Source organism: Saccharibacillus sacchari DSM 19268, assembly GCF_000585395.1.
Lineage (GTDB): Bacteria > Bacillota > Bacilli > Paenibacillales > Paenibacillaceae > Saccharibacillus > Saccharibacillus sacchari.
Map to the genome: position 1 here is coordinate 3027978 of NZ_KK073875.1, position 24293 is coordinate 3052270.

The following is a 24293-nucleotide window of genomic DNA, read 5'->3' on the forward strand; positions in this document are numbered from 1 at the left end:
AACTCCACAACATCATACAGAAATCGAGGATGGTTATGGAGCTAAAACAGCAGTGGTTCGGAAATGTGCGCGGCGATATCCTGTCCGGCATCACGGTGGCGCTCGCGCTTATTCCCGAAGCGATCGGTTTTTCGATCGTGGCGGGCGTTGATCCCATCGTGGGTTTGCATGCCTCGATCGTGATCGCGATTGTGATTGCGTTTGTCGGGGGACGCGCAGGCATGATCTCGGCGGCAACGGGCGCGATGGCTGTGCTTATGGGCAGTTTGTATCGCGATCACGGCATGGAGTATTTGCTTGCGGCAGGGATTTTGGCAGGCGCTATTCAAGTGTTACTTGGGGTGTTCGGCATCGGGAAGTTCATTACGTTCATTCCGAAGCCGGTCATGACCGGGTTTGTCAACGCGCTGGCGATCATCATCTTTATGGCGCAGCTTCCGCAGTTCGTGGGAGCGGGTCCGGCGATGTACGTCATCGTGGCGGGGACGTTGGCGATTATCTACATTTTGCCGCGATTCACCAAAGCTGTTCCGGCGCCGCTTGTCGCGATCGTGGTCATGTCGCTGGTGGCCGTCTGGCTGAAGCTGGACATCAAGACGGTCGGGGAGATGGGAGAGCTGGGCACAATGCCGCCGCTGTTCCATATTCCGCAGATCGACTTGACCTGGAGCATGTTCGCGACCATTTTGCCCGTCTCGATCTCGCTCGCGTTGGTCGGCTTGCTGGAGTCGCTGCTCACCGCTACGATCGTGGACGATATGACCGAGAGCAAGAGCAACAAAAACGTCGAAGCGCGCGGTCAAGGCATTGCCAACATCGTCAACGGCTTTTTCGGCGGAATGGCAGGCTGCGCCATGATCGGACAGTCGGTAATCAATATCAAGTCTGGCGGGCGCGGGCGATTGTCTACGTTTACCGCTGGTGCTTTCTTATTGATTTTGTTAGTGCTGCTCGGCAATGTCGTCAGTCAGATTCCTTTGGCGGCGTTGGTCGGGGTCATGATTATGGTCTCGATCGGGACGTTCGACTGGAGTTCGCTCTATCGGGTGAAAAAGATTCCGATCGCGGATACGGTCGTCATGCTTATCGTCGTCGGAATTGTCGTCATCACGGATAATCTGTCGATCGGGGTAGGCGTGGGCGTTGTCATGTGCACGCTGCATTTCGGTTGGAAGATTGCGAAGCTTAAGGTGACGTCCGAGACAAGCAGCGGGGTAAAAGTATATGAAGTGCGCGGGCAGATGTTTTTCGGAACCGCTGCGCATTTCGTGGATCACTTTACTCCGACGGACGATCCGAATCAAGTGGTGATTGATCTCTCGCATTCGCATGTGTGGGACCACTCCGCCGCTTCGGCGATTGCCCGAGTCAAGTTTGAATATTATAAGCAAGGTAAGCAGGTAGACGTTCGCGGGTTGAATGAAGACAGCCGCGTTTTGATCGAAAAATCGGGACTTTCCGCGCCTTCGGGCCATTGATTTCGGAAAAGGGGTATCCGTTAAGAGGATGACGGATGCCCCTTCTTTTGGAATTCGCGCAAGCGAATGCCAGCATCGCGGAAGACGTCCCCATACGGAGGAATGAATAGAATGAAGACATTTAAAGATTTGGGGATTGCTCCCGAGGTGCTGGACCGTTTGCAAGCACAGGGTATTACCGTACCGACACCGGTACAAGCCGCTTCGCTGCCGCTCGCTTTGGAAGGCCGCGACCTAATGGTACAAGCGCAGACGGGTACGGGCAAGACGCTGGCCTTTATCCTGCCGATCCTGGAAAAAATCGCAGCCGGACGCGAATGGCACGACGGCGGCCGTTCGGAAGGAAAAGGCTTGCCGCCCGCGCTGGTGGTCGCGCCGACGCGCGAACTGGCTTTGCAAATTACCGTCGAAGCTCGTAAAATTGCCGGACCGGAAATGCGGATTCTATCCGTATACGGCGGTCAGGACGTGGTCGCGCAGCTGCACAAGCTCAAAAGCGGCAGTGATCTCATCATCGGCACGCCGGGACGTCTGCTCGACCATATTCGCCGCGAGACGCTCAATCTCAGCCGCGTGAAGACGTTGGTTCTCGACGAAGCGGATCAAATGCTGCATATGGGCTTCCTGAAAGAAGTGCAGTCGATCATCGAAGCGACGCCGCCTTCCCGTCAAACGATGCTGTTCTCCGCGACATTGCCGGATAACGTGCGCCACCTGGCAGGCGCGTATACCCGAAATGCCGAGCAAATCAGCATCACGCCGACAGAAAAGGTTCCGGCGCGCAATATCCGCCAGATCGCGCTGGAGTGTACGGACCGCAACAAGTACGACGCGCTGAAGTTCCTGATCAACCGCGACAACCCTTACCTGGCGGTCGTCTTCTGCCGGACGAAGCGCCGCGCTTCCAAGCTGAACGAAGAATTGCAATTGGAAGGCTACAACTCCGCGGAACTGCACGGCGACTTGTCGCAAAACAAGCGCGAGCAGGTCATGCGCGCGTTCCGCGAAGCCCGTCTGCAAATCCTGATCGCGACGGACGTCGCGGCGCGCGGACTTGACGTCGAAGGCGTCTCGCACGTTTTCAACTTCGATATTCCGCAGGATACGGACAGCTACATCCACCGCATCGGCCGTACGGGCCGCGCGGGGGATAAAGGCCTGGCCTATACGTTCGTGACGCAGCGCGAGCAAAGCACGCTGGATCTGATCGAAGCCGCGACCAATCAACGTCCTGAAAAAGTCGCGTTCCAAAACGGCGGCGTGATCCGCGTCGCCGACGCGACGCGCCGGTCGGGCGAAAGCCGCGAAGACCGCCGCGATAGTCGCGAAGGTTCGGTCAAAGGCGGCGGAAGACGCGGCGCCGGAGCGGGCCGCAGCGGTCAGGAAGGCGGCCGAGGCCGTCGTGGCGGCGAAGGCGGACGCCGGGGCGCGGACAGCGGTCGCGGCGGTGAAAGCCGCGATCAAGCACGCGGCGAAAGTTCGCGCGGCAGCGGCACGCGCCGCGTAGCCGGCGGCGAAGACCGCGCAGGACGCGACGGCGCGGGCGCCAGCCGCCGGGGCGGAAGTTCGCGCGGCGAGAACGCAGGGCGCGCCAGCGCGCGCAGCGAAGGCGGCTACAACGGCGGAAGCGGCCGCGGAAGCCGCAATAACGAAGCCGCACGCAGCGGCGGCTACAACCGCAGCGAGTCCGGCCGTTCGGAATCCGGCCGCGGCGGATCGTCCCGCGGCAACAGCCCTGAACGCGGCGGCAAAAGCAGCGGTACAGGCTCCGCCCGCAATAACGGCGGCCGCAACGACAACGGCAACCGCAGCGGCGGAAACAGCCGCGGCTCCGATCAAGGCAGCGGCCGCGGACGCCGCCGCTAAGATCAATCGCTCTTGCGAAGGCTGAGCAATCGCTGAACGCAAGCATTGCTCCTCAGCTCAGTCGAGAAGGATAAGATCGAACTGAGACACTTAAGCGCCTTTACGGCAAGCTAAAGTCAACCGCAATTCGCATAACTGGATCAAACAGAGCACCTGCGTCCAATCCCAAATCACGCCTAGCCAAAAGCGCTCCCCGCCCTACTCAGGGCTGAGGAGCGCTTTTTAGTGATCGAATTACAACTCCGCAAACTATTAGCTTTCAACCTTAATCAGATTTTCACCTTCGCCTGAAGCGCCGATTTCAAGCCTCAGCCCTACCCCTCGTTTTTCAAATTATCGTACATTTTATTCATCAGCCCGCGAAAATGCTCCCGTTCGTGCTCCGAGAAGTTCCCGAACGTCATAACGTCGATCTCCTCCACCGCGTCATGCACGCGGCGGGAAATCTCATGCCCTTCCGGCGTCAAACGAATGCGCCAAACACGTTGGTCGTGCGGATCGGAGAAGCGCTCGACGAAGCCTGCTTGTTCAAGGCGAGTCAGCATAACCGTAAGGGTGGCAGGCTTGATATGCATGCGCTCCGCCAATTCTTTCTGGTTTAATCCTTCATGATTGGACAAAATAAAAAATACCGGAGCTTGTCCGGGATGGATGTCGAGGGTTTGATGCACGTCGTGCATACGGCTGTGATGGGCGCGGAGCGTCCGGATAAACAGATGCGTCAACTCGTTGGAATCGGGCGGCACGCGCAACCTCCTTTAATTTAAAAATCGGATACGTCAGGTATACCAGAGAAAAGAATCGGGCGTCAATAGATCCAACCGGGCGGGCAAAGCGTATTACCTGTAATGAGTTGTACAAAAAAGTGTGCTTTCATCTGAATTTAGCAAAAATTGTTTTTTACTATCAAAGGCTATGATTAAAAAGTAAGCACGAGAGGGAAGGTGACCGCATTGGCTTACAATTATTATCGCAACGAAGAACCGCTATACACCATGATCGAACGTTTGCGGCATGAGCTGCTGAAGATCACGGAACATAAGAGTTTTTGTGACCGGGACGTTGTCGAATTAAGCCAGCGGTTGGATGCTTATATTGTACTCGCGCAGCGTCAGAAATCGGGACGTTCGGAAGTAGGAGCGAGGTAGCTGCAACAACATGGCTTACCACAGGTCGACAGAAGTCTGACGGCTTTCGATTGAACCATTAAATGATGCTGAAGCCGTACAATGAAATCTCGTGAAAAACCGTTTTGTCAAAACGCATGGATTCCGGCCCCACCGATCCGTCTTTTGATCAAAGCGGTTTTTTTCTATACAAAATTTTAAAAGATGAATCATGTTTACATTTTTTATTTTTTTATTTTTTTGTTATCTTGATGTACCTACGCTTTGCAGTTACAATGAATTTAGCGTGGTTTTGCCTCGGAGGGCCTTACAAATCGCATTTGGATATTCAGTAATTTTTTAAACAAAAAGTAGAAATTATTCCGAAATATGCTATACTGCATATTAAATAAACTTTTTAGCTAAACTCTAACTTCACATAGAGAGGAATTCACAATGAAGGATACCGGTATGATTCGTAGTTTGGATAGTCTCGGGCGGATCGTGATCCCTAGCGAAATTCGGGGGACGAGAAATATCGAGATTGGCGATTCGTTGGAATTTTTCGTAACGGATGACGGCATGCTTGTCATGCGCAAGTATAAGTCAACGGAATGTTCATTCTGCCGCACGCTGGATAGCGTTGTCTATTACAAGGATCAATTCGTATGTGCTTCGTGTCTACAGGAACTCAAGCATGCGCCGGTCGTGCCGGTGACTCAAGCTCCGACCATTGACGAATCTGCATCCAAAAAGCGGATTCGGGTGTCGGATATGCTGCCGCGCTTGGAACAGGCACTGATCGACCATCCGGAAGCCAGTCAAAGCGAGATTGCTCAGATGTTGGGAATCAGCCAGAGTCGGGTAAGCCAGCTCAAAAAGCAATTGAAGTACAAGTCCTAGACGATCGTCGTTACTTTCCAAACTACTTATCCTATATGTGCACGTGTTTGTAGTGCGACTTCCCGATGGGAGAGGTCCAAAAGCCGAGGGGGCTTTTGGGCCTTTTTGTCTGGGTTAACAAAATGGCATCACTCAAATTTAACTTGACATTTGATAATGATTATCAGTATCTTAAACAGTAATGAAGAAAGAATGAAGTTCTGATGATGGCGATAGTATGGACGTAGACGAGCAACTCCATTTGGTTTTCATATAAGGCTCTAAGACTTTTCGGAAGGGAATGATTCATTTATGTTCCGTTTAAGCACAACTAACCTTGATATCGCGTACGAGGATCGTCTGATCGTCAAGGATCTCAATATTGAAATTCCGCAAGGGAAAATTACCGCATTGGTCGGAGCGAACGGCTCGGGCAAATCGACGATCTTGAAAACGATGGCCCGCCTGATGCGCCCGAAAAACGGAAGCGTATTGCTCGACGGAAAATCCATTCACAAGCAGTCGACCCGCGAAATCGCGAAGCAACTGGCCATTCTGCCGCAGACGCCGACCGCACCGGAAGGACTCACCGTGACCGAACTGGTTTCCTACGGTCGTTTTCCTCACCAAAAAGGCTTCGGTACGCTGAAGGCCGAAGATAAAAAGGTCGTAGAATGGGCGCTTGACGTTACGAGCATGCGCGAATTCCATGATCGTCCGATCGACCAGTTATCCGGCGGTCAGCGTCAGCGTGCATGGATCGCGATGGCGCTGGCTCAGGAAACGGACATTCTGTTCCTGGACGAGCCGACCACCTATTTGGATATGGCGCACCAACTCGAAGTTCTTCAACTGCTGTACGATTTGAATAAAACACAGGGCCGTACGATTGTCATGGTCGTGCACGACTTGAACCATGCGTCCCGTTTTGCCCAACATATGATCGCGATTAAGCAGGGGGAAGCACTGGCTTCAGGGACTCCGCTCGAAGTGATGTGCCCGCTCGTCATGCACGAAGTGTTCGGCATCGAAGCGGACATCGTGACCGATCCGCGCACGGGCGTGCCGCTGTGTTTGCCGTACGCGCTGTACGCGTTGTCGGAAGAACGCAAACGCGACGCGACGGTGCAAGGCGTCATGCCGCTCAATAACGGAAGCGGCAGCGAAGTACGCCGTACCGCTTCGCAGTAAGAAGCGATCCGCAGATAAAAAACCGTAGGCCGAGTAAATTTCGGCCTACGGTTTTTCGCTTTTCCGTGACTAATCTTACGTCGGCACGCCCGAATATCGATCAAAAGGCTTTGTTTTGTGACAAATATGTGAATTTAGGCTCAAACTAAAGATTACCACTTGCAATGTGAAAAATGTCACACTATAATAAGGGTATCAGGTGAACACATTCACAAACTAACTCAGCTAGCAAGGTGAAGAATTTCACAATAAAGCGTCACTGCACCTTGAGCCGGGTAGTTGTTAGAAAATCTTTTTTTTAAAACCTTATGTACAAATTTTCACATCACTTTGCAAGCAAAGTCATGTCTCATAAAAAAATCATCCTATTGGAGGAATTCACTCATGAAAATCGCAGTTATCGGTTGTACGCACGCAGGAACCGCCGCTATCGTCCGCACCGCCAAGCTTTACCCGGATGCCGAAATCACGGTGTACGAGCGCAACGATAATATCTCTTTCTTGTCGTGCGGCATCGCGTTATACGTCGGCGGCGTGGTCAAAGACCCTGACGGCCTTTTCTATTCCTCGCCGGAACATCTGATGACGTTGGGCGTGAAGACCCGCATGCGTCATGAAGTGCTGAACGTGAATGCCGAAGGCAAGACCCTCACCGTGCGCAATCTAGAGAACGGCGAAGAGTTCGACGATACGTTCGACAAACTGATCGTGACAACCGGTTCGTGGCCGATCATTCCGCAATTCGAAGGCATTGAGCTGGACAATATCATCCTTTCGAAAAACTTCAATCACTCCAACACGATTATCGAAAAAGCCAAAACCGCCAAAAACGTCGTCGTGATCGGCGCGGGTTACATCGGCGTCGAGCTGGTCGAAGCGTTCGAGATGAACGGCAAAGAAGTGACGCTGATCGACGCGGAAAAACGCATCCTGAGCAAATACCTGGACGCCGAGTTCACGGACCGTATCGAAGACTCGCTGATGGAAAAAGGCATTACGCTGGCATTGGACGAGAAAGTGGAGCGCTTCGAAGGCAAAGACGGCAAAGTGCAAAAAGTCGTCACGTCGAAAGGCGAACATGAAGCGGATCTCGTGATCCTGTGCATCGGCTTCCGTCCGAATACCGAACTGCTCAAAGACCAAGTCGACATGCTGCCGAACGGCGCGATCCTGGTTGACAACTACATGGAAACCAGCGTCAAAGACGTATACGCCGCCGGCGACAGCTGCGCGATCCGTTACAATCCGACAGGCAAAGCCGCGTACATTCCGTTGGCGACCAACGCGGTGCGCATGGGTACGCTCGTCGCGCTGAACCTGGTCGAAAAGAAAATTGCCTACATGGGCACCCAGGGCACAAGCGGCATCAAAATCTACGAAAACAACATCGCGGCGACCGGCATGATCGAAGTAGCGGCTCGCGAAGCAGGTCTTGACGTAGCCGTAGCGACGTTCGAAGATAACTACCGTCCGGAGTTTATGCCGGAGTACGAAAAAGCGACCTTCAAGATCGTGTTCGAAAAAGACAGCCGCCGCATCGTCGGCGCGCAGCTCATGTCGAAGGTAGACCTCACGCAGTCGATCAACACGCTGTCGGTCTGCATTCAAAACAAAATGACCGTCGAAGAACTGGCCTTTGTCGACTTCTTCTTCCAACCGCACTACAACAAACCGTGGAACTACCTGAACTCGCTGGGCTTCGCGGCGATGGACGCGCAGCCGGCTTCGGAGGCGGAAGAAAGAGCGGCACGTTCGGTGAAGGAGCAGACGAACGCCTGATTAAGCTGAGGGCTGCGGGAGAAATTCGTTCAAGACGCTGTCTCACTCGGAAAACTGGATTTGAATTTGAGTAGGTTGTTTTCCGAGTTCAAAGGCGTCTTTCACTGAATTTCTCCCTCCGCTCGCTATAGTCGTCCGTGCTCGGACTTTTAATAAAATAAAAATAAAGATAAAAGAAAAAGCTGTCCCGGCGCCGCATTGCGTCTTGGGACGGCTTTTCGAGTTTGGCTCCGCCGTGCGGCGCGATGCGTCGCACGGCTTATTTGTCGTACCAGATCGGGACGTTTTGCTTGAAGCCGTCGAAGTCGGTCCAGATTTGTCCGGAGCGCTTCAGGGTGTCGCTGATTTCGGGTTCGCCGAAAGGAGCGGCCCAGACGATAGCGTATAGGCATTCCAGGGCGCAGTAGAGGGACAAGCGGCCGAAGAAGTCCGGGGGATGCGGAGCGGATTCCAGGTAACCGTTGAGTTGGCCTTTGGCGAAAGGCAGGCTGATCCGGCTCGTAAAGGTCACCAGGCGGTTGAAATCGCGATAAGGGTCGCCGTAATCGGAGCGGTTGAAGTCGATGATGTGCAGGCTGCCGTCGGGAGCGAGAATCATGTTGCCCGGATGGTAGTCGCCTTGGCGGAATGCCGGATAGACATTCTTCAAAAGCGGGAGACGGGATTCGATCTGAGCGATCAGTTCGCGGTCGAAAGGAAGGCGGTAGACGCATGATTCGTATTTGAGCTGCTTGCGTTTGATCTCTGCCCGGGCGGCAGCGGCAGGCGAAATTGTTCCTGCCGGAGCAGGGAGCGTATGCATGAGGCGCAGCCATTCTCCGGCTTCGCGTCCAAGACGGTACGCTTCGTGGTCAGCAAGGCGAGGCAGAATATCCTGCGCGTCTTCGCCCTCGATCCAACTCAGCAGCGAGTAGACGAAAGGCTGGCCGTCGGGTCCGCCTTGATCGCCCGAGCCTGCGCATAGGCCGAAGTCGATCGGAGACGACATCGGAATGCCCAATGCACGTGCTTGGCTTACGCGCTCGAATTCGGCTTTTTTGGCATCCGCCGACGAGGCTTCGGACAGTCGCAACAGCAGCGAGCGGCCGTCATGCGTGTAAATTCGGTATTTCCGGTCCGCGGACCAGCCTTTATGAATCGGTTCCGCCGCTGTCCAAGCATCGGACCCGGGAATGTTAGTCATCCACTCGGGGATCGGGGAATATACTGAAGCATGGCTATTCATCGTGAACGCCTCCTTTTTTACATACTATAAGACAGAGAAGTCTAAAGTTAAATAGGGAAGGTACGGGACACGTATAGGGATCGCCCTAATGGACAATGAAGGAAATGATTTTCCTGAAAATACGTGAAATTATTCACTTTATCTGCGATTTTATGAGGTTTATCACGTACTCGCTCGACCTTCTAGGCTAAAATGGGGTACGAGAAGGAATTGTTCAAATTTTAGCTATAAAGGGGACGACAATAATGGCTTACAACAAACCGCCGCAAATCGCTGAGGTCACGGTCGAGAACGGCGTCAAGAAGGCGCATAGTCCGCTTTCCTCCGTTCTGATCCTCGGATTTTTGGCCGGGGCGTTTATCTCGCTGGGGTTCCTGCTGGATATTCGGGTGATTGCCAATACGCCGGAAGAATGGGGCAGCATGGCGAACTTTATTGGAGCGGCTGTTTTCCCGGTCGGACTGATTCTGGTTCTGCTTGCGGGTGGGGAACTGCTGACAGGGAATATGATGGCCGTGCCGCTGGCACGTATCGCGCGCCGAATCACGACAGGCGAAATGGTGAAAAATCTTGTCCTGGTCACTATTGCGAACTTTGCCGGGGCGATCTTCGTTGCTTATTTCTTCGGTCACGTCGTGGGTCTGACTTCTTCGGGCCCTTATCTGGACAAGCTGGTGGATATGGCAGGCCATAAGATCGACAGCACCTTCCTGCAATCGTTCATCTCCGGGATCGGCTGTAACTGGCTGGTCGCTCTGGCGGTATGGCTCAGCTACGGCGCAGACAATATGAGCGGCAAAATCCTCGGCATTTGGTTCCCGACGATGGCGTTTGTCGCGATCGGCTTCCAACACGTTGTAGCCAATATGTTCCTGATTCCGGCGGCGATCTTCGAAGGACATTTTACATGGGCCCAGTACTTCGCGAATTTCGTACCGGTATGGCTCGGCAACCTCACGGGCGGAGCGATCTTCGTCGCCGCCGCTTATTGGGGCACATACTTGCGTAAGCCCGCGGAAATGAAAGTTACTGCGGCGGGACAAGGCAGTTATGGCGCTCAAGAGTTGAAAAAGAACGCTTGAAGCTGAAGATTCCCCGATATTCCGAGATGAAAAAAAACCTGTGGAGCGTCGCGCGGAAGGCGGCGTGCACAGGTTCTTTTACTGTCTTTTTCAAAAGACTGAAGTACGACAACGCGTTAAGTCCGTTCCTCGGTTAGAATCTGCGGAACTTCCGGCGCGCGGTAGGCTTGCATCTGATCCAGCAGCGCGGACGGTTCTTGAGCGGTTAACAGGATTTCGCGGTGCTGAGGCGTAACGAAGCCTTCGCCGGTCATCCGGTCGAACAACGCGATCAGCGGGTCGTAATAGCCTGCGGCATTCAGCACGCCTATCGGTTTGGTATGCAGGCCGAGCTGCGCCCAGGTGAATACCTCGAAATATTCTTCCATCGTGCCGGAGCCTCCGGGCAGCGTGACGAAACCTTCGGCAAGCTCGGCCATTTTCGCTTTGCGCTCGTGCATCGACTCGACCATAATCAGCTCGGTCAAGCCCAAATGCGCGATTTCGCGGGTCTGCATGAACGTAGGCAGTACGCCGATCGCGCTTCCGCCGTTATCCAGCACGGCATCGGCGACCGCGCCCATCAGGCCGACTCGCGAGCCGCCGTAGACGAGCGTAATTCCGCGTTTGGCCATCTCAAGACCGAGCGCGCGTGCGCTTTCCATATAAGCAGGCGAAGCCCCTTCTCTCGAACCGCAGAACACGGCAATACTGTTTGGCATGATGTTCGCTCCTTTTTTGAAAATGGATAAACCTGTTGGTGCATCAGGCTCAATATAACATAGCGCCGCCGAAGCCGACAGGTCCGAACGCCGGGTAAAACGCATGTTAAAAAGCATGGAATCGAAGTTGAAAAAGCTCGATGCGCCGCGTAAAGCCGAATCGATACCCGCCCAATTTAATATTGCCACGTGTACAGCGCTTTGCCGTTCTCGTCTTGTCCTTCGATGTATAAAAGCTCCGATTCCATGACGTCTCCCTGATCCGCTCGGACATAAGTCGTCTGATCGTCCTCGATCGGGATCTCGATCTTGCCCAGTTCATAGTTCATGACGATCCGATGAATCCGTTTGTCGTTGATCGTGCCTCCGACCCAGGACAGGCTTTCTTCTTGCCCTTGGATGCTCGTCGAGCCCGTAAAGGGAACGAACGGCAGCGGTTTGCCTTCGTCGGTTAATTCGGGCAAAAAGTCCAGACGTTCATAGACGTAGCTGTTTCCTTTGCGTTTGGCCAATACGGTTCCTTGATAAGGCTCGCCCCGGTAAACGTAAGGAAACGAGGCCAGCACATGATCGCCGTCGATGATCTCGTCGTCGATATGGATTTCGTCGATCTGATGCTTGTATTCGTAGGCCGCCGCTTCTTTCACGATGTCTTCCAGCGACTTGCCCGTTATCGTTTTGACGCGAACCAATATGCTCGTATTCGACGCGCCGAGGTCCACTTCTTCGGGATCGTACATCGTTTGGACTTCCGGCACGTTTTGCCAGGCTGCGCGAGGTTCGGTTTCTCCGCCCCTTTTCCATTCGTATCCGATAAAAGCCGCTGCGGATCCGATTACGGCGGCGATGCGTGTTTTCGTTGTAAGCAAAGTCTTCTCCTCCTCGAATGAACGCGTAATGAAGATGCACCTATAGGTAATAGACGCGTCCGCGGAAGAAAAAGTAATACAAAATAAATTCGCCTTCACAAGTCCGGGGGAAGGAGCTTGTGAAGGCGAATTTCGGGAGTGGTCCATGATATGGCAGAAGGTACAGCTCATGAAGGGGACATCATTTACCGCCTATTTGCCAATGCTTTTAAATAACCGCGAGTACGTATCATTGAAACACTTGTCTGCTTCGCGCGCGAAAAAATATTTCGTCGGCAAATTATGCTACAATAAAGGCCTGGAAGAATTTATGATTTTATGCGAGAAAGGAGCCGTCCGTCATGTCCATGACCGAACGGCCTAGCGGCGTGTTTCCGGCGGTTTGTCCGCTCGACTGTCCGGACACCTGCGGCCTGTTGCTGCACAAGGAAGAAGGCAAAATCGTCAAAGTCACAGGCAATCCCGATCATCCCGCAACCAAAGGGGCGATCTGCAATAAAGTGAGGCATATGGCCGAAAAGGTACATCATCCGGATCGGTTGCTCTATCCTATGAAGCGTTCCGGTCCAAAAGGATCGGGGCGCTTCGTGCGCATTTCGTGGGAGGAAGCTCTTGCGGAGATCGCAGAGAAGTTTGCGAGGTTGTCCGCCGAGCACGGATCGGATTCGATCCTTCCGTACAGTTTCTACGGCAATATGGGCGTGCTGAACGCGGAAGGCATGGATCGCCGTTTCTTCGGCAAATTGGGTGCGTCCAAGCTTGCCTATACGATCTGTAACTCGGCGGGAAATACCGGCTGGAAGTACACGATGGGCTTCGGCGGAGGTTCGAGTCCGGAAGATACGCTGAATGCCAAGCTGTTTATCGTGTGGGGCGGCAATATCGTCAGCACGAGCATGCACCAGACCGTGTTGATGGAGCAAGCACGCAAGAACGGAGCGAAGATCGTCGTGATCGACGTGCATAAAAATTTGACCGGGAGACGGGCGGATTGGTTTATCCCTCTGTATCCGGGCACGGACACGGCGCTTGCGCTCGGGATGATGAATGTCTTGTTTGAACGCGGCCTGACGGACGAAAAGTTCCTGCGGGAGCATACCGTCGGACACGAAGAATTGCGCGAACATGTCAAAGACTATACGCCTGAGCGGGTTTCGCGCATTACGGGCGTTTCGATCGAAGATATCGTTCGATTGGCAACGCTATACGGCGAGACGTCCCCGAGCCATATCCATATCGGCAACGGGCTTCAGCATCACGATAACGGAGGCATGGCCGTGCGAACCGTATCCTGTTTGCCCGCGTTGACCGGACAATGGACGCGCGGCGGCGGTGCGTTCAAGTCCAACGGTTCGTACGCTTCGCTGAACGACGATGCGCTGACGCGTCCCGATCTGCGGCCGAATCCCGGCGTTCGCACGATCAATATGAACAAGCTGGCCGATGCTCTGCTGACAACCGAGCCGAAAGTAAGAGGAATGTTCGTGTTCGGCAGCAATCCCGCCGTCGTCGCGCCGGAGTCCGACCGCGTACGCGAGGGACTGGAGCGAGAAGACCTGTTTACCGTAGTGCATGAACTGTTTCTGACCGATACGGCGAAGTACGCGGATATCGTGCTGCCTGCCACGTCAAGCTTCGAAAATACCGATCTATATACGTCGTATTGGCATCACTACGTGCAGCTTCAAGAGCCGGTAATCGAACCGGTCGGCGAGAGCAAAAGCAACTTCGAGCTGTTCGGCCTGCTCGCTCAGGCGATGGGCTTTGAAGACGAGGCTTTCCGCGAGCCGGAAGCGAACGTCGTTCGCGCGGCGTTGGACAACCCGGATAATCCTTATTTGAAAGGCGTGACGCTGGAGCGTCTGCAAGCCGAACGTTTCGTCGAACTGGATATGTCGCCAAAAGCCGATTACTTGCAGCGATTGACCACGCCTTCAGGCAAAATCGAACTGTATTCGCAGCAGCTTCAAGAACTCGGCCTTCCGCCGCTCCCAACTTACATGCCGCTTGAGGAAGGCTTCGACGGCGAGAATCGCGGGTCCAAAAACAAGAACTACCCGCTCATGTTCGTCAGTCCGCCCAATCACAATTTCCTGAACTCCACGTTCGCGAATGTAGAGAAACATCAGTCCATGGAAAAGGAGCCGACGCTTCAGATTCATCCGCACGACGCGGAAGCCCGCTGCATCGAAGACGGACAACTCGTCGAAGCCTACAACGCCCGCGGCGTTTATACGTTAAAAGCCGTCGTCACCGACTTGATGCTGCCGGGAACCGTTGTCAGCCAAGGACTATGGTGGAACACGAAGCCGAGCGAAACCGCTACAAATAAACGCCGCCTGGCTAACGCTCTCACCTCGTCCCGAATCGCCGACATGGGCGGCGGTGCGACGTTCTTTTCCACAACGGTCGAAGTCAGACACGCGCAGAAAGCGGAGACGCCGCAAAGAGAGATTGAGTGAAGTACAGGATTTTTTAAAAAATAAAAACCTGCCGAGAAAGTCCAACGTAGCTGGAAGCGAGAAGACGGAGAGAAAAATTCAGTGAAAGACGCCTTTGAACTCGGAAAATTCCTTATTTCAATCCAATCCATTTTCCGAGTGAGACAGCGTCTTGAACGAATTTTTCTCGCAGTCTTCTCGCTTCCCTCGCCAAAGTAACTTTCCCGCCAGCCTCAGCTCGACAAAGAAAGGAACAAGAACGTACATGAATTGGCTCCAACGTTATCCCAAAGAAATTCAAGCCTTGCTGCTAGCCAGCCTGATCAACTCCACCGGCAGCGCGCTCATGTGGCCGCTGACCACCATGTACGTGTTCGGCGAGCTGGGCCGCAGCATGCAGGACGCGGGACTGGTCATTTTGCTGCAATCGCTCGGCGGAATCGCCGGACAGTTGGTCGGCGGCGCGATGTATCATCGGATCGGCGTGAAAAAACTGCTGGTCGGTTCGCTGTTCATCAACGCATTATCGCTGTTCGCTTTGCCTATCGTCAGCAGCCATTGGGGATTGTACATGGTGACGATGCTGATCGTCGGCTTCAGCAATGCGATGACCCTGCCTGCGATCCAGGCTTTTATAGGCTTCCGCTTTGCTTCGCGCCGAGGCGAAATTTTCAATACCATCTATGTCGGCAACAATATCGGCGTTGCATTGGGTACGGCACTGAGCGGACCGCTGGCTCAACTTTCGTTTCCGCTCACTTTTGTACTGAACGGTTTTACGTGTCTGTTGTTTGCCGTCTATTTCTTCGTTTATTTGAATCGCGTCGATCGGGCAGGCGGTTTGCATGTGGAAGCGAAAGCGTCCAAGCGTCAGCAAAAAGCGCTGCCGCTGCTGATGAACACGCGCGTCTATCTGTATATGGGACTGGGCGCGTTATTCCTGTGGCTGGGCAACTGTATCTGGAACGGCGGCGTATCGCCGGCGATTCTGTCGGAAGGCAATCCGCCGTCCCACTACAGTATTCTATGGACGATGAACGGCGTGTTGATCTTTGCGCTTCAGCCGCTTATTTCCTGGATGAAGCGCGCTTTCGCCCGCAAGCCGGAATCGCAAATGACCGCAGGCAGCCTGTTTTATCTGGCGGGTTACCTGGTTATCCTGCTATTCCCTCATTACGGAGCGCTGGTCGCGGCAATGTTCCTGGCGACGATCGGCGAGATTTTATTCCAGCCCGCCATGCCTGCTTTTATCTCCGAGCGCACGAGCGCCAATGCGCCGTTCTACCTCGGGGTATCCGGCGGCATCGGGCAAGCGGGACGAGTGATCGGACCTTATATTATGGGGATTTTGTACGATCAAGGCGGGCTTGAGCCTGTCGCATGGCTGGCTGTGGCAGCGGCGATTCTGTCGTGTTTGTTCTTCCTGCTTAACCATCGGCTTCAACGTTCGTCTCAAGCGATTGCAGCGGAATAGATCAGGCAGGCTTTTTTGAAAAGGGAAAACGTACAGAACTGAATGACTCGAGGTAATAGCCCAAGTGGTAGAGGAGGAGCGGGGATGAAGCGAACGATCGAAAATGAAGTCACGATTCGCGAATCGACGATAAAAGATGCCAAGCCGTTGATGCGGATCGATAAGCTGGTGTGGAATTCTCGCAACTCGCCGCAGATTCCGGTCTGGAAGTCGCGTACGCATTATCTGCGCAACTGCCCGCCGGAGAATCAATTGGTGGCCGAATGCGACGGAATCGCGGTGGGCTGCATCGGTTGGCGGCCGCCGACTCTGATGTTCAGCAACGCGCATGTGGCGGAGATCTATATCGCGGTCCATCCGGCCTACCAGGGGGTGGGCGTCGGTCGGAAGCTCATTGCGGCGATCAAGCTGCATACGATGCGTCGGGGCGTGAAAAAATTGCGCTTGCGCGTGCTGTCGACGAACGAGGACGCGATCCGTTTCTATCTGCGCTGCGGCTTTACGATCGAAGGCAAGCTGGAGCGGGAGTATCATATCGACGGAAAATTCGTCGACGACGTGTTGATGAGCTGCTGGCTTCTATAAACGGCAAAGAACACGCTTAAAAAAGCGGCCGCTTCGCGCCCCATTCTTCCGCTAGCATCCCGTAGACCGCATGATCCGCATAACCGTCGTCCAGCTTCTCCGCTTGACGCAGCACGCCTTCAAGCAGAAAGCCGAGTCGTTCGGGAATTCCCCGACTGCGCTTGTTGTTCGTCGCGCAGCGGATCTCGATCCGATGCAGGCCCAGTTCGATGAAAGCATAGTCGATCAGCGCCCGTGAGGCCAGCGACATCAAGCCCCGTCCTTCGAACGATTCGCCGAGCCAATAGCCGATCTGGGTCGAACGGCTGCGCCAGTTGATCTCGTGAAAGCCGATCACTCCCGCCAATCGCTCGCGTTCCCACAGCCCGGCGGTAACCGCGTCGTTGTCGGCATAAAGCCGGGCTGCATTGCCGATAAATTCCTCGGCATCTTCAAGCGCCCGCAATTGCTGCGTCCACGGCATCCAGGGGCCCAGCGTATGGCGGGAGCTTTCGATTAATTGAAGCAGTTCGCGGGCATGGCCGCTGCGCAGCGGTTTGAGCTGTACGGATTCTTTTAACGGAAGGCTGAACATAGAGAGGTCTCCTTTTCGCGGGGATGATGTTCCTTATGCTACTCCAACGCGTTCGGTGCGTCAAAACCGCCGAAGCGGTCTATTGCTTTGTCAACGCTAAAAGTGAGGTTACGCCCGTCTGAAACACACCTAAAGCGTGTGTGTTTCAGCCAAACATAATCCTCTGATTAAGAGTTGACAAAACATTATACCGATTAAAAGACATGCGTTTTTATTGAACGGCAAGACCGATTTGCGTTATATTGAAGTGTAGAGCAAGAGCAGAGGCCGAAAAGAGCAGACATAACGGTTAAAAACCGGTATATCCGGGCATAACGAAAGGTTGATCGATGTGGAGAACGCCAAGACCCCACCGAATTTTATTAAAAGTATCATCGAAGAAGATTTGAAGAACGGCAAAGTCAAAGAAATCGTGACCCGCTTCCCGCCGGAGCCGAACGGCTACATGCATATCGGGCACGTTCGCGCGATCTTTATCGACTTCGCGTTGGCTGACGAGTTCGGCGGACGCACCAACCTGCGTTTCGACGATACCAACCCGGTTAAGGAAGACGTGGAGTACGTGAACTCGATCAAGGAAGATATCAAGTGGCTCGGGTTTGAATGGGATAACCAGTATTACGCGTCGGATTATTTCGATGAAATGTATGAGCGCGCCGTGCTGTTGATCAACAAAGGACTGGCTTATGTCGACGATCAATCGGCCGATGAGATTCGCGAGAACCGCGGTACCTTGACCGAGCCGGGTAAAAACAGCCCGTACCGCGATCGTTCCGTGGAAGAAAACCTGGATCTGTTCACGCGAATGCGTAACGGCGAGTTCCAAAACGGAGAGCGCGTACTGCGCGCGAAGATCGATATGGCATCGCCGAACATCAACCTGCGAGATCCGGTTATCTATCGGATTTCGCATACGACGCACCACAACACGGGCGACAAATGGTGCATCTACCCGATGTACACGTTCGCGCACCCGCTCGAAGACGCGATCGAAGGCGTAACGCATTCCTTGTGTTCGCTCGAATTCGAAGATCAACGTCCGTTCTACGACTGGGTGGTCCGCGAATGCGAGATGGAAGCTCAGCCGCGTCAATACGAATTCGGCCGCCTGAACGTTTCGACGATGGTGACGAGCAAGCGCAAGCTGCGCAAGCTGGTTGAAGAAAACCTGGTTGACGGCTGGGACGATCCGCGCATGCCGACGATCTCGGGGATGCGCCGCCGCGGCTATACGCCGGAAGCGATCAAAGCATTCATCTATGAGACAGGCATTTCGCGCAGCCAAGGTCTGGTCGATATCCAAACGCTGGAGCATTTCGTACGCGAAGACCTGAAGCTCAAAGCGCCGCGCACGATGGCGATTCTGCGTCCGCTCAAAGTCGTCATCACCAACTATCCGGAAGGCGAAAGCGAACTGCTGCCGGCCGAAAACAACACCGAAAACGAAGAGATGGGTATCCGCCAAATTCCGTTTTCGCGTGAAATCTATATCGAGCAGGACGATTTCATGGAAGAGCCGGTCAGCAAGTATTTCCGTCTGTTCCCGGGCAACGAAGTTCGTCTGAAACATGCTTATTTCATCAAATGCCATGATTTCATCAAGGACGAGAACGGCAATGTCGTCGAAATCCACTGTACGTACGACGTGGAAACGAAAAGCGGCAGCGACTTCAACGCCCGCAAAGTCAAAGGCACGATCCATTGGGTCGACGCTTCCGCAGCGGTGCCGGCCGAGTTCCGTTTGTACGAGCCGCTGCTTGGCGAAGACGAGGAATCGGAAGAACTCTCGACGGACGAAACGAACGACGTGTCCGCGGACGAAGTGGATGATTTCCTGAAAAAAGTCAACAAAGACTCGCTGGAAATCGTACACGGATTCGTGGAGCCTCAGCTTCAAGACGCGAAGCCGCAAGACAAGTTCCAATTTTTCCGTCACGGTTACTTCAATGTTGATCCGAAGCTCTCCGAAGCGGGCAAGCCGGTGTTCGGCCGCATCGTGTCGATGAAGAGCTCGTTCAAACTGCCGAAGAAATAAGCCGAAGTTTTGGTGATACGTATCAAACGATAAATATCGGAACCAGCAACATCGTAACCGAACGCATCAAAAGGTCCCGTTCTCCGTACGCCGGAGAATCGGGACCTTTTTGTGCGCCGCATGTTCGGGAATTCTTTTTCGTTATCGTATCGTATTGCATTGCTCGAACTTGTCCGCCCTTATCTTTTGGACCCCGCAGAACCTGTGGAAGCCGCCGCCGGAGTCAGTTGACCGCTTCGGTACAGCGTATAGCCCATCGCGGCGAAGCCGACGGCTCCGATCACGGACAGTACCGTACCGCTCTGATACATCATCGGCGCGCCGAAGTTATCGAACATCCAGCCGCCGAGAATACCCGCCACGATGCCCGATACGCCGCTCCACGACAAGGTAAACAGGGCCTGTCCCGTTCCCCGGTACGCGGTCGGCACGAACATGCTGGTCATCAGCGTTCCCACGTAGAAATAGCCTGCGTACGTGATGCTGTGAAGCATCTGGATATAGACGATATGCATCGGATCGGTCACGGTCGACATGAGGTACCAACGAACGGCGAACAATGCGCTCACGACGGTCAGGCATACCATCATGAAGCCCAGTTTTTTGCGGAAAAAGCGGTCGAATAACAGGAAGAACAGCGCTTCGACAGCCGATGCGGAAAAGACGGCCCAGCCGACCATCTGACGCGATCCGCCGAGGTCGGTGATGTAGAGCGTCATGAACGTCCCGTTCATCGCATTCGGAATAGAGACCAGTACCCCCAGCAGCAGGAAGCTTGCGAAGGTGGGATTTGCCAATACTTTGCCGAACCCGCCAGGCGCGACGATGCTGGTCGCCGTCGGACGACGAAGCGACGGCAGCACGACCGCTACGAGCAGCGTTGCAGCAATGAGACCGGTGAATAACCAGGGTACGCCCGGCGACGTTCCTGCGCGATCGATCACGAAGCCTGCCGCCGCAGCCGTCAAAGCCCAGCCCAGTGAACCCCAAAGGCGGAATCCGCCGAATTTGCGATTCGTTCCGTCGATATAGCCGAGAATCATCGTGTTGCTTTGCGCGAAGACCGGACTTTGGAAAAAGTAAAAAGCGATCATCGCCAGATAGATCATGGCATACGACTGCACGTGAAAAACGAACTGCGACAGCACCAATGTGCCGGCCAGCATAAGAATGAGCATGCGCCGCGTATTTTCCATCCGGTCACCCAAATAGCCCCAGAACGGATTGGCGATCAGCGATACGAACGGCCCGATGGCCATCAACGTTCCGATCTCCAATTTGCTCATGCCCCCATCTTGCAAATAAAGGGGGAAGAAGCTGGCGAAGACTGCAATTGCACCGTAAAGGAAGAAATTGAAGGCTTTGAGCGGGAGGAAAGGCGAAGGGCCTGAAGGTTGATTTTGAGGTTGATTTGATTGTGGTTGCGACACGTCTGGCACGCTCCTTGCGGAAAATCGGTCTTGGTTCAAATAAGTAAGGGCTTTCATTTGATGTCAGGTTTAACGCGGGAACCAAGTCGGACGGCAGGGTCCCTAATCGACAATATAGTCCTTCCCAAGACAGATTACAACAAAATCATCTAAAGCGTTAATAGGAGAAAGGGAAATAACGTCGAAAAAGCCTGCTCTCACGGAGCTTCGGCAGTATCCCGTTCGCGAAATTGTCGGCTGTGCCGAAAATAAATCGCGCGAGGCTTGGTAGAAAGACGCCTATCGACCAGAACTGCTACCGTTTTGTCACATCATGCTATTCGAGCTGTTTCAAATTGCGGGTATAATTTAAGTGTAAGCGTACGCAACCCGAACATTTTAGAACAAGTAATGGGCGACCGGATTCTTTGATCCCGATCGGAATGACTCCGGACGCTTATTCCCATAAGGAGGCTCATGTCCATGACGAGTGCGACGATGGAGAAGGCGGTTACGATGGAGCGAGAAGAGAATCAATGGACGCATACCCGGTGGATGATGTATCAACTGTTAAGCGATTTTATTATTTATAGACCGAGCGTGCATCTGGTAATGAAATGGCGCGGGAAATTGCAACGGCTGGAATGGGAAAGCGAAGCTTTCGATCGGTTCAAAACGATCATTTCCGAACCCGACACGGCTTCGTTGGCAGCTTTTTGCCGAAACGAAACGTCGGAGTACGATCGATTGATCGGGCAACGTCAGGCGGGGATCCCGCTGCGGGAATCTTTCTACGCGGGATGCGAAGCGGAATTGGCGGCGATGCGCGTCAGCGCGGAATACGACCGGGCCGGCGTGATCCTTAACAAGACTTCCGGGGAAAAAGACGACGAGCTGAGCATGGAACTGGAATTCATGGCCGTGCTGTCCGAGCGCTTGACCGAGCAAGGCGTGCGTTCGCAAGGCGAATGCGAGCAGCTCGCGCGGATCCAATGGGGATTCGTCAAACGGCATCTGTTGAATTGGGCGCCCGCGTTTTGCGGCGAGCTGCGCAAGCATACGGACAGTCCGCTGTATTTGAGCTTGTGCGCGTTGATGGAAGAACTGATCGCTTCCGATTATGCCTGGTTAAGCGACCGGGTCAGCAAATAGATAGACGATTAAGCCGCGCGTTTTCTTCTTTCGGGAAGGAAGCGCGCGGCTTTTTTGTTTCGTTTGCTCGCCGCACGTCCAAATGAGGCATAGACCGGACCGCGTCGCTTGGCGAACAGGCGGACGATTCGACGAATCGGGGGCTAGGCGATCGAATCAAGCCGGCGCGCAGCAGGGCCAGAAAGCGAAGGAGGAAGCACGTATGGGATTGTATATCGGGCTGGATATCGGCACGACGAGCACCAAAGCTTTTGTATACGACGAAAAAGGAAAGATTCGCGGAGGTTCGCAATCCGCGTACACGCTGCTCGTTCCCGAAGCCGGGCGGGCGGAGCAGCGGCCGGACGAACTGCTGGATGCGGTGATCGACGCGATTCGCGAAGCGATGACGGACGCGAATGCCCGTGCGGACGATATATCGGCGGTCGGAATCAGCGCGGCGATGCACAGCCTGATGGCCGTGGACCGTGACGGACATCCGCTGACGCCGCTGATTACCTGGGCGGACAATCGCAGTATCGGACAGGTGAACGCTTTGCGGAAAGGCCGCGAAGCCGGAAAATTGTACCGCGCCACGGGCACGCCGATCCATCCGATGTCTCCGCTGACCAAATTGCTGTGGTTTGCCGACCGCGAGCCGGAACTGTTCAAGCGAGCCGCCAAATTCGTGTCGTTCAAAGAATATTTGCTGCACCGGCTGTTCGGCCGGTACGCGCTCGATCTTTCGCTTGCTTCGGCAACCGGCATGCTTGATCTGCATACGCTGAAATGGAACGAGTCGGCGCTAAGTATGACCGGGTTGTCGCCGGATCGATTGGGCGAGATCGTGCCGATCACCGAGCGCTTGAGCGGCATGGACCGCAAGCTGGCCGATCGGATGGGCCTGCATCCCGACACGCCGTGGATCGCAGGCGCAAGCGACGGCGCATTGGCGAATGTCGGCGTAGGCGCGCTGGGCAAAGGCGAAACCGCCGTGACGATCGGCACGAGCGGCGCGGTTCGCTCGTTCGCGGACCGTCCGTCGACGGACCCGAACGGCCGGACCTTCTGCTACGCGTTCGAACAGGATCGCTGGCTAGTCGGCGGGCCGACGAACAACGGCGGCATCGCGCTGCGCTGGTATTTGGAAAAGTTCGTGATTGACGAAGAAGAAGGCGAAAGCGGCGACCTGAAAGAAAAGCAGGCGCTTGACCGGATCGTCAAGCTGGCGGACTCCGTGCCTCCGGGCTCCGAAGGGCTGCTGTTTTTGCCGTACTTGAGCGGCGAACGCGCGCCGTATTGGAACGCGGATGCGCGCGGCGCTTATTTCGGAGCGACGCTGCATCACGGGCGGGCGCATTTCGGCCGGGCCACGATGGAAGGCGTATTGTTTGCCGTGCGAACGGTATACGACGCGCTGACGGAACTTGGCGGAGAGCGCCGGACTTTGCTGGCTTCGGGCGGTTTCGCCAAAAGCGATATTTGGACGCAGATGCTGGCGGATCTGTCGGGGACCCAGGTGGTGGTTCCCGATACGTACGAAGCTTCCGCGTTCGGCGCGGCAGCCGTCGCCATGAAAGCGAACGGGGCGATCGGCGATTATGCCGACTTGAAAAATGAAATCCATATCCTGCGCACGCATGAGCCGGACTCCGGCCGCTTCAAAACGTACGAACAGTATTATTCGCTGTTCAAACGCGTTTACGAGCAATTGGAACCGGTATTCCCGGAGATTGCGGAGCTTCAGCGGGGAACGGGCGTGAACGAGGAGGAAGAAAGCGAGAACGGTCATGCCAAAGCGGAGCGGCACGGTTAGTTGGGCGCGGGAAAGCTGCTGCTTTTAAACATGCTCGACGTAGGAGGTCCGATGGGGCGCCGGTTCATCAGCATGGATCGGAGCGGATCGGAGCGGTTATGACGCAGAGGTATGGCTGGAGCGGCGCTTGGAGCGGCAAGGTTAATACGTTAAGATCAGATCGATCTGGTTGGATCGTTGCGATTGATGAGCGTTCAAAAAACAGGGAAGCATTCGAAAACCGTTCTCTAGCGTGTGCGGAGATTCTAACGGATTGAGGCGACGCTTAGAGGGGATTTGGAGCGGTTTGAGATTTTTAACGGATCGAGGAGACGCTTAGAGCAGAAATCGGCTTGTTTTTTGCGGAAAAAGCGGGGGAATCAGCGTCTAACGGCAATACGATCCGTTAAAATCGCGGAGAGGGTTGATTTGGGCTTGTAAAGGACATAGGATCCGTTAGCCGAGCCGAGCCGAGCCGAGCCGAGCCGAGCCGAGCCGAGCCGAGCCGAGCCGAGCCGAGCCGAGCCGAGCCGCTCATAAGCATTCGCTTCCGCGCAAAAAGCCGCGTTCCCAAGGGAACGCGGCTTTTTGTCGATGTTTGTATTGTCTTTAAGGATGCAACCGTTCAACAAACGCGAGTCGAAGTCCTATCCCTGCTTTTCGTGATAAG

The 24293-nt window shown here is 54.5% G+C and carries 19 protein-coding genes; 13 read left to right on the forward strand and 6 right to left on the reverse strand.

Annotated features, from left to right (window positions below; genetic code table 11):
- Positions 1 to 35 precede the first annotated feature (35 nt).
- Complete coding sequence (locus SACSAC_RS12930) at positions 36 to 1478, forward strand: SulP family inorganic anion transporter (RefSeq protein WP_037292774.1); 1443 nt, start codon at positions 36 to 38, stop codon at positions 1476 to 1478.
- Positions 1479 to 1589: 111 nt separating this feature from the next.
- Positions 1590 to 3344 (forward strand): DEAD/DEAH box helicase, encoded by a 1755-nt coding sequence (locus tag SACSAC_RS12935; RefSeq protein WP_037286989.1) that lies wholly within the window; start codon positions 1590 to 1592, stop codon positions 3342 to 3344.
- Positions 3345 to 3658: 314 nt separating this feature from the next.
- Here SACSAC_RS12935 and SACSAC_RS12940 read toward each other — a convergent pair whose 3' ends face one another.
- On the reverse strand, positions 3659 to 4090 hold the full coding sequence (locus SACSAC_RS12940) for a MarR family winged helix-turn-helix transcriptional regulator (RefSeq protein ID WP_037286991.1): 432 nt from the start codon (positions 4088 to 4090) through the stop codon (positions 3659 to 3661).
- 198 nt (positions 4091 to 4288) lie between these two features.
- On the opposite strand from SACSAC_RS12940, the gene SACSAC_RS12945 reads away from it, so the two are divergent.
- The 4 genes from SACSAC_RS12945 to SACSAC_RS12960 all read left to right on the forward strand — a co-directional run bounded on the left by SACSAC_RS12945 (position 4289) and on the right by SACSAC_RS12960 (position 8302).
- Entirely contained in the window at positions 4289 to 4492 is a 204-nt protein-coding gene (locus tag SACSAC_RS12945) for an aspartyl-phosphate phosphatase Spo0E family protein (protein ID WP_245608638.1), read from the forward strand.
- A gap of 414 nt (positions 4493 to 4906) precedes the next feature.
- Positions 4907 to 5353 carry an AbrB/MazE/SpoVT family DNA-binding domain-containing protein gene (locus tag SACSAC_RS12950; protein WP_037286996.1) on the forward strand — a complete coding sequence of 149 codons (447 nt, stop codon included), beginning with the start codon at positions 4907 to 4909 and terminating at the stop codon, positions 5351 to 5353.
- A 291-nt stretch (positions 5354 to 5644) separates the two neighbouring features.
- Positions 5645 to 6523, forward strand: a complete 879-nt coding sequence (locus SACSAC_RS12955; protein ID WP_037286999.1) for an ABC transporter ATP-binding protein — start codon at positions 5645 to 5647, stop codon at positions 6521 to 6523.
- Positions 6524 to 6907: 384 nt separating this feature from the next.
- Positions 6908 to 8302 (forward strand): FAD-dependent oxidoreductase, encoded by a 1395-nt coding sequence (locus SACSAC_RS12960; RefSeq protein ID WP_037287002.1) that lies wholly within the window; start codon positions 6908 to 6910, stop codon positions 8300 to 8302.
- 259 nt (positions 8303 to 8561) lie between these two features.
- Here SACSAC_RS12960 and SACSAC_RS12965 read toward each other — a convergent pair whose 3' ends face one another.
- Positions 8562 to 9527: an aminoglycoside phosphotransferase family protein gene (locus SACSAC_RS12965; RefSeq protein ID WP_084778046.1), complete on the reverse strand. Its 966-nt coding sequence runs from the start codon at positions 9525 to 9527 to the stop codon at positions 8562 to 8564.
- A gap of 245 nt (positions 9528 to 9772) precedes the next feature.
- Here SACSAC_RS12965 and SACSAC_RS12970 point away from each other — a divergent pair, with 245 nt between their 5' ends.
- Positions 9773 to 10609, forward strand: a complete 837-nt coding sequence (locus SACSAC_RS12970) for a formate/nitrite transporter family protein (protein WP_037287004.1) — start codon at positions 9773 to 9775, stop codon at positions 10607 to 10609.
- A 116-nt stretch (positions 10610 to 10725) separates the two neighbouring features.
- Here SACSAC_RS12970 and SACSAC_RS12975 read toward each other — a convergent pair whose 3' ends face one another.
- Positions 10726 to 11310, reverse strand: a complete 585-nt coding sequence (locus SACSAC_RS12975; RefSeq protein WP_037292777.1) for an LOG family protein — start codon at positions 11308 to 11310, stop codon at positions 10726 to 10728.
- Between the two features lie 176 nt (positions 11311 to 11486).
- Positions 11487 to 12179, reverse strand: a complete 693-nt coding sequence (locus SACSAC_RS12980; protein ID WP_037287008.1) for a hypothetical protein — start codon at positions 12177 to 12179, stop codon at positions 11487 to 11489.
- 347 nt (positions 12180 to 12526) lie between these two features.
- Here SACSAC_RS12980 and SACSAC_RS12985 point away from each other — a divergent pair, with 347 nt between their 5' ends.
- The 3 genes from SACSAC_RS12985 (at position 12527) to SACSAC_RS12995 (ending at position 16679) form a co-directional block, all read left to right on the forward strand.
- Complete coding sequence (locus SACSAC_RS12985) at positions 12527 to 14641, forward strand: molybdopterin-containing oxidoreductase family protein (RefSeq protein ID WP_037292778.1); 2115 nt, start codon at positions 12527 to 12529, stop codon at positions 14639 to 14641.
- 244 nt (positions 14642 to 14885) lie between these two features.
- On the forward strand, positions 14886 to 16094 hold the full coding sequence (locus SACSAC_RS12990; RefSeq protein WP_037287011.1) for an MFS transporter: 1209 nt from the start codon (positions 14886 to 14888) through the stop codon (positions 16092 to 16094).
- Positions 16095 to 16178: 84 nt separating this feature from the next.
- Entirely contained in the window at positions 16179 to 16679 is a 501-nt protein-coding gene (locus SACSAC_RS12995) for a GNAT family N-acetyltransferase (protein WP_037287014.1), read from the forward strand.
- Between the two features lie 16 nt (positions 16680 to 16695).
- Here the strand turns inward: SACSAC_RS12995 and SACSAC_RS13000 are convergent, their stop codons facing one another.
- On the reverse strand, positions 16696 to 17253 hold the full coding sequence (locus SACSAC_RS13000; protein WP_037287016.1) for a GNAT family N-acetyltransferase: 558 nt from the start codon (positions 17251 to 17253) through the stop codon (positions 16696 to 16698).
- Positions 17254 to 17584: 331 nt separating this feature from the next.
- Here SACSAC_RS13000 and SACSAC_RS13005 point away from each other — a divergent pair, with 331 nt between their 5' ends.
- The gene (locus tag SACSAC_RS13005) at positions 17585 to 19288 is read left to right on the forward strand and encodes a glutamine--tRNA ligase/YqeY domain fusion protein (RefSeq protein ID WP_051507093.1); all 1704 of its coding nucleotides are present in this window, start codon (positions 17585 to 17587) and stop codon (positions 19286 to 19288) included.
- Positions 19289 to 19467: 179 nt separating this feature from the next.
- Here the strand turns inward: SACSAC_RS13005 and SACSAC_RS13010 are convergent, their stop codons facing one another.
- Positions 19468 to 20775, reverse strand: coding sequence for an MFS transporter (locus SACSAC_RS13010; RefSeq protein ID WP_084778047.1), 1308 nt, complete (start codon positions 20773 to 20775; stop codon positions 19468 to 19470).
- Positions 20776 to 21180: 405 nt separating this feature from the next.
- On the opposite strand from SACSAC_RS13010, the gene SACSAC_RS27110 reads away from it, so the two are divergent.
- Positions 21181 to 21849 (forward strand): TorD/DmsD family molecular chaperone, encoded by a 669-nt coding sequence (locus tag SACSAC_RS27110; RefSeq protein ID WP_051507094.1) that lies wholly within the window; start codon positions 21181 to 21183, stop codon positions 21847 to 21849.
- 202 nt (positions 21850 to 22051) lie between these two features.
- On the forward strand, positions 22052 to 23644 hold the full coding sequence (locus SACSAC_RS13020) for a gluconokinase (protein WP_037287023.1): 1593 nt from the start codon (positions 22052 to 22054) through the stop codon (positions 23642 to 23644).
- Positions 23645 to 24293 lie beyond the last annotated feature (649 nt).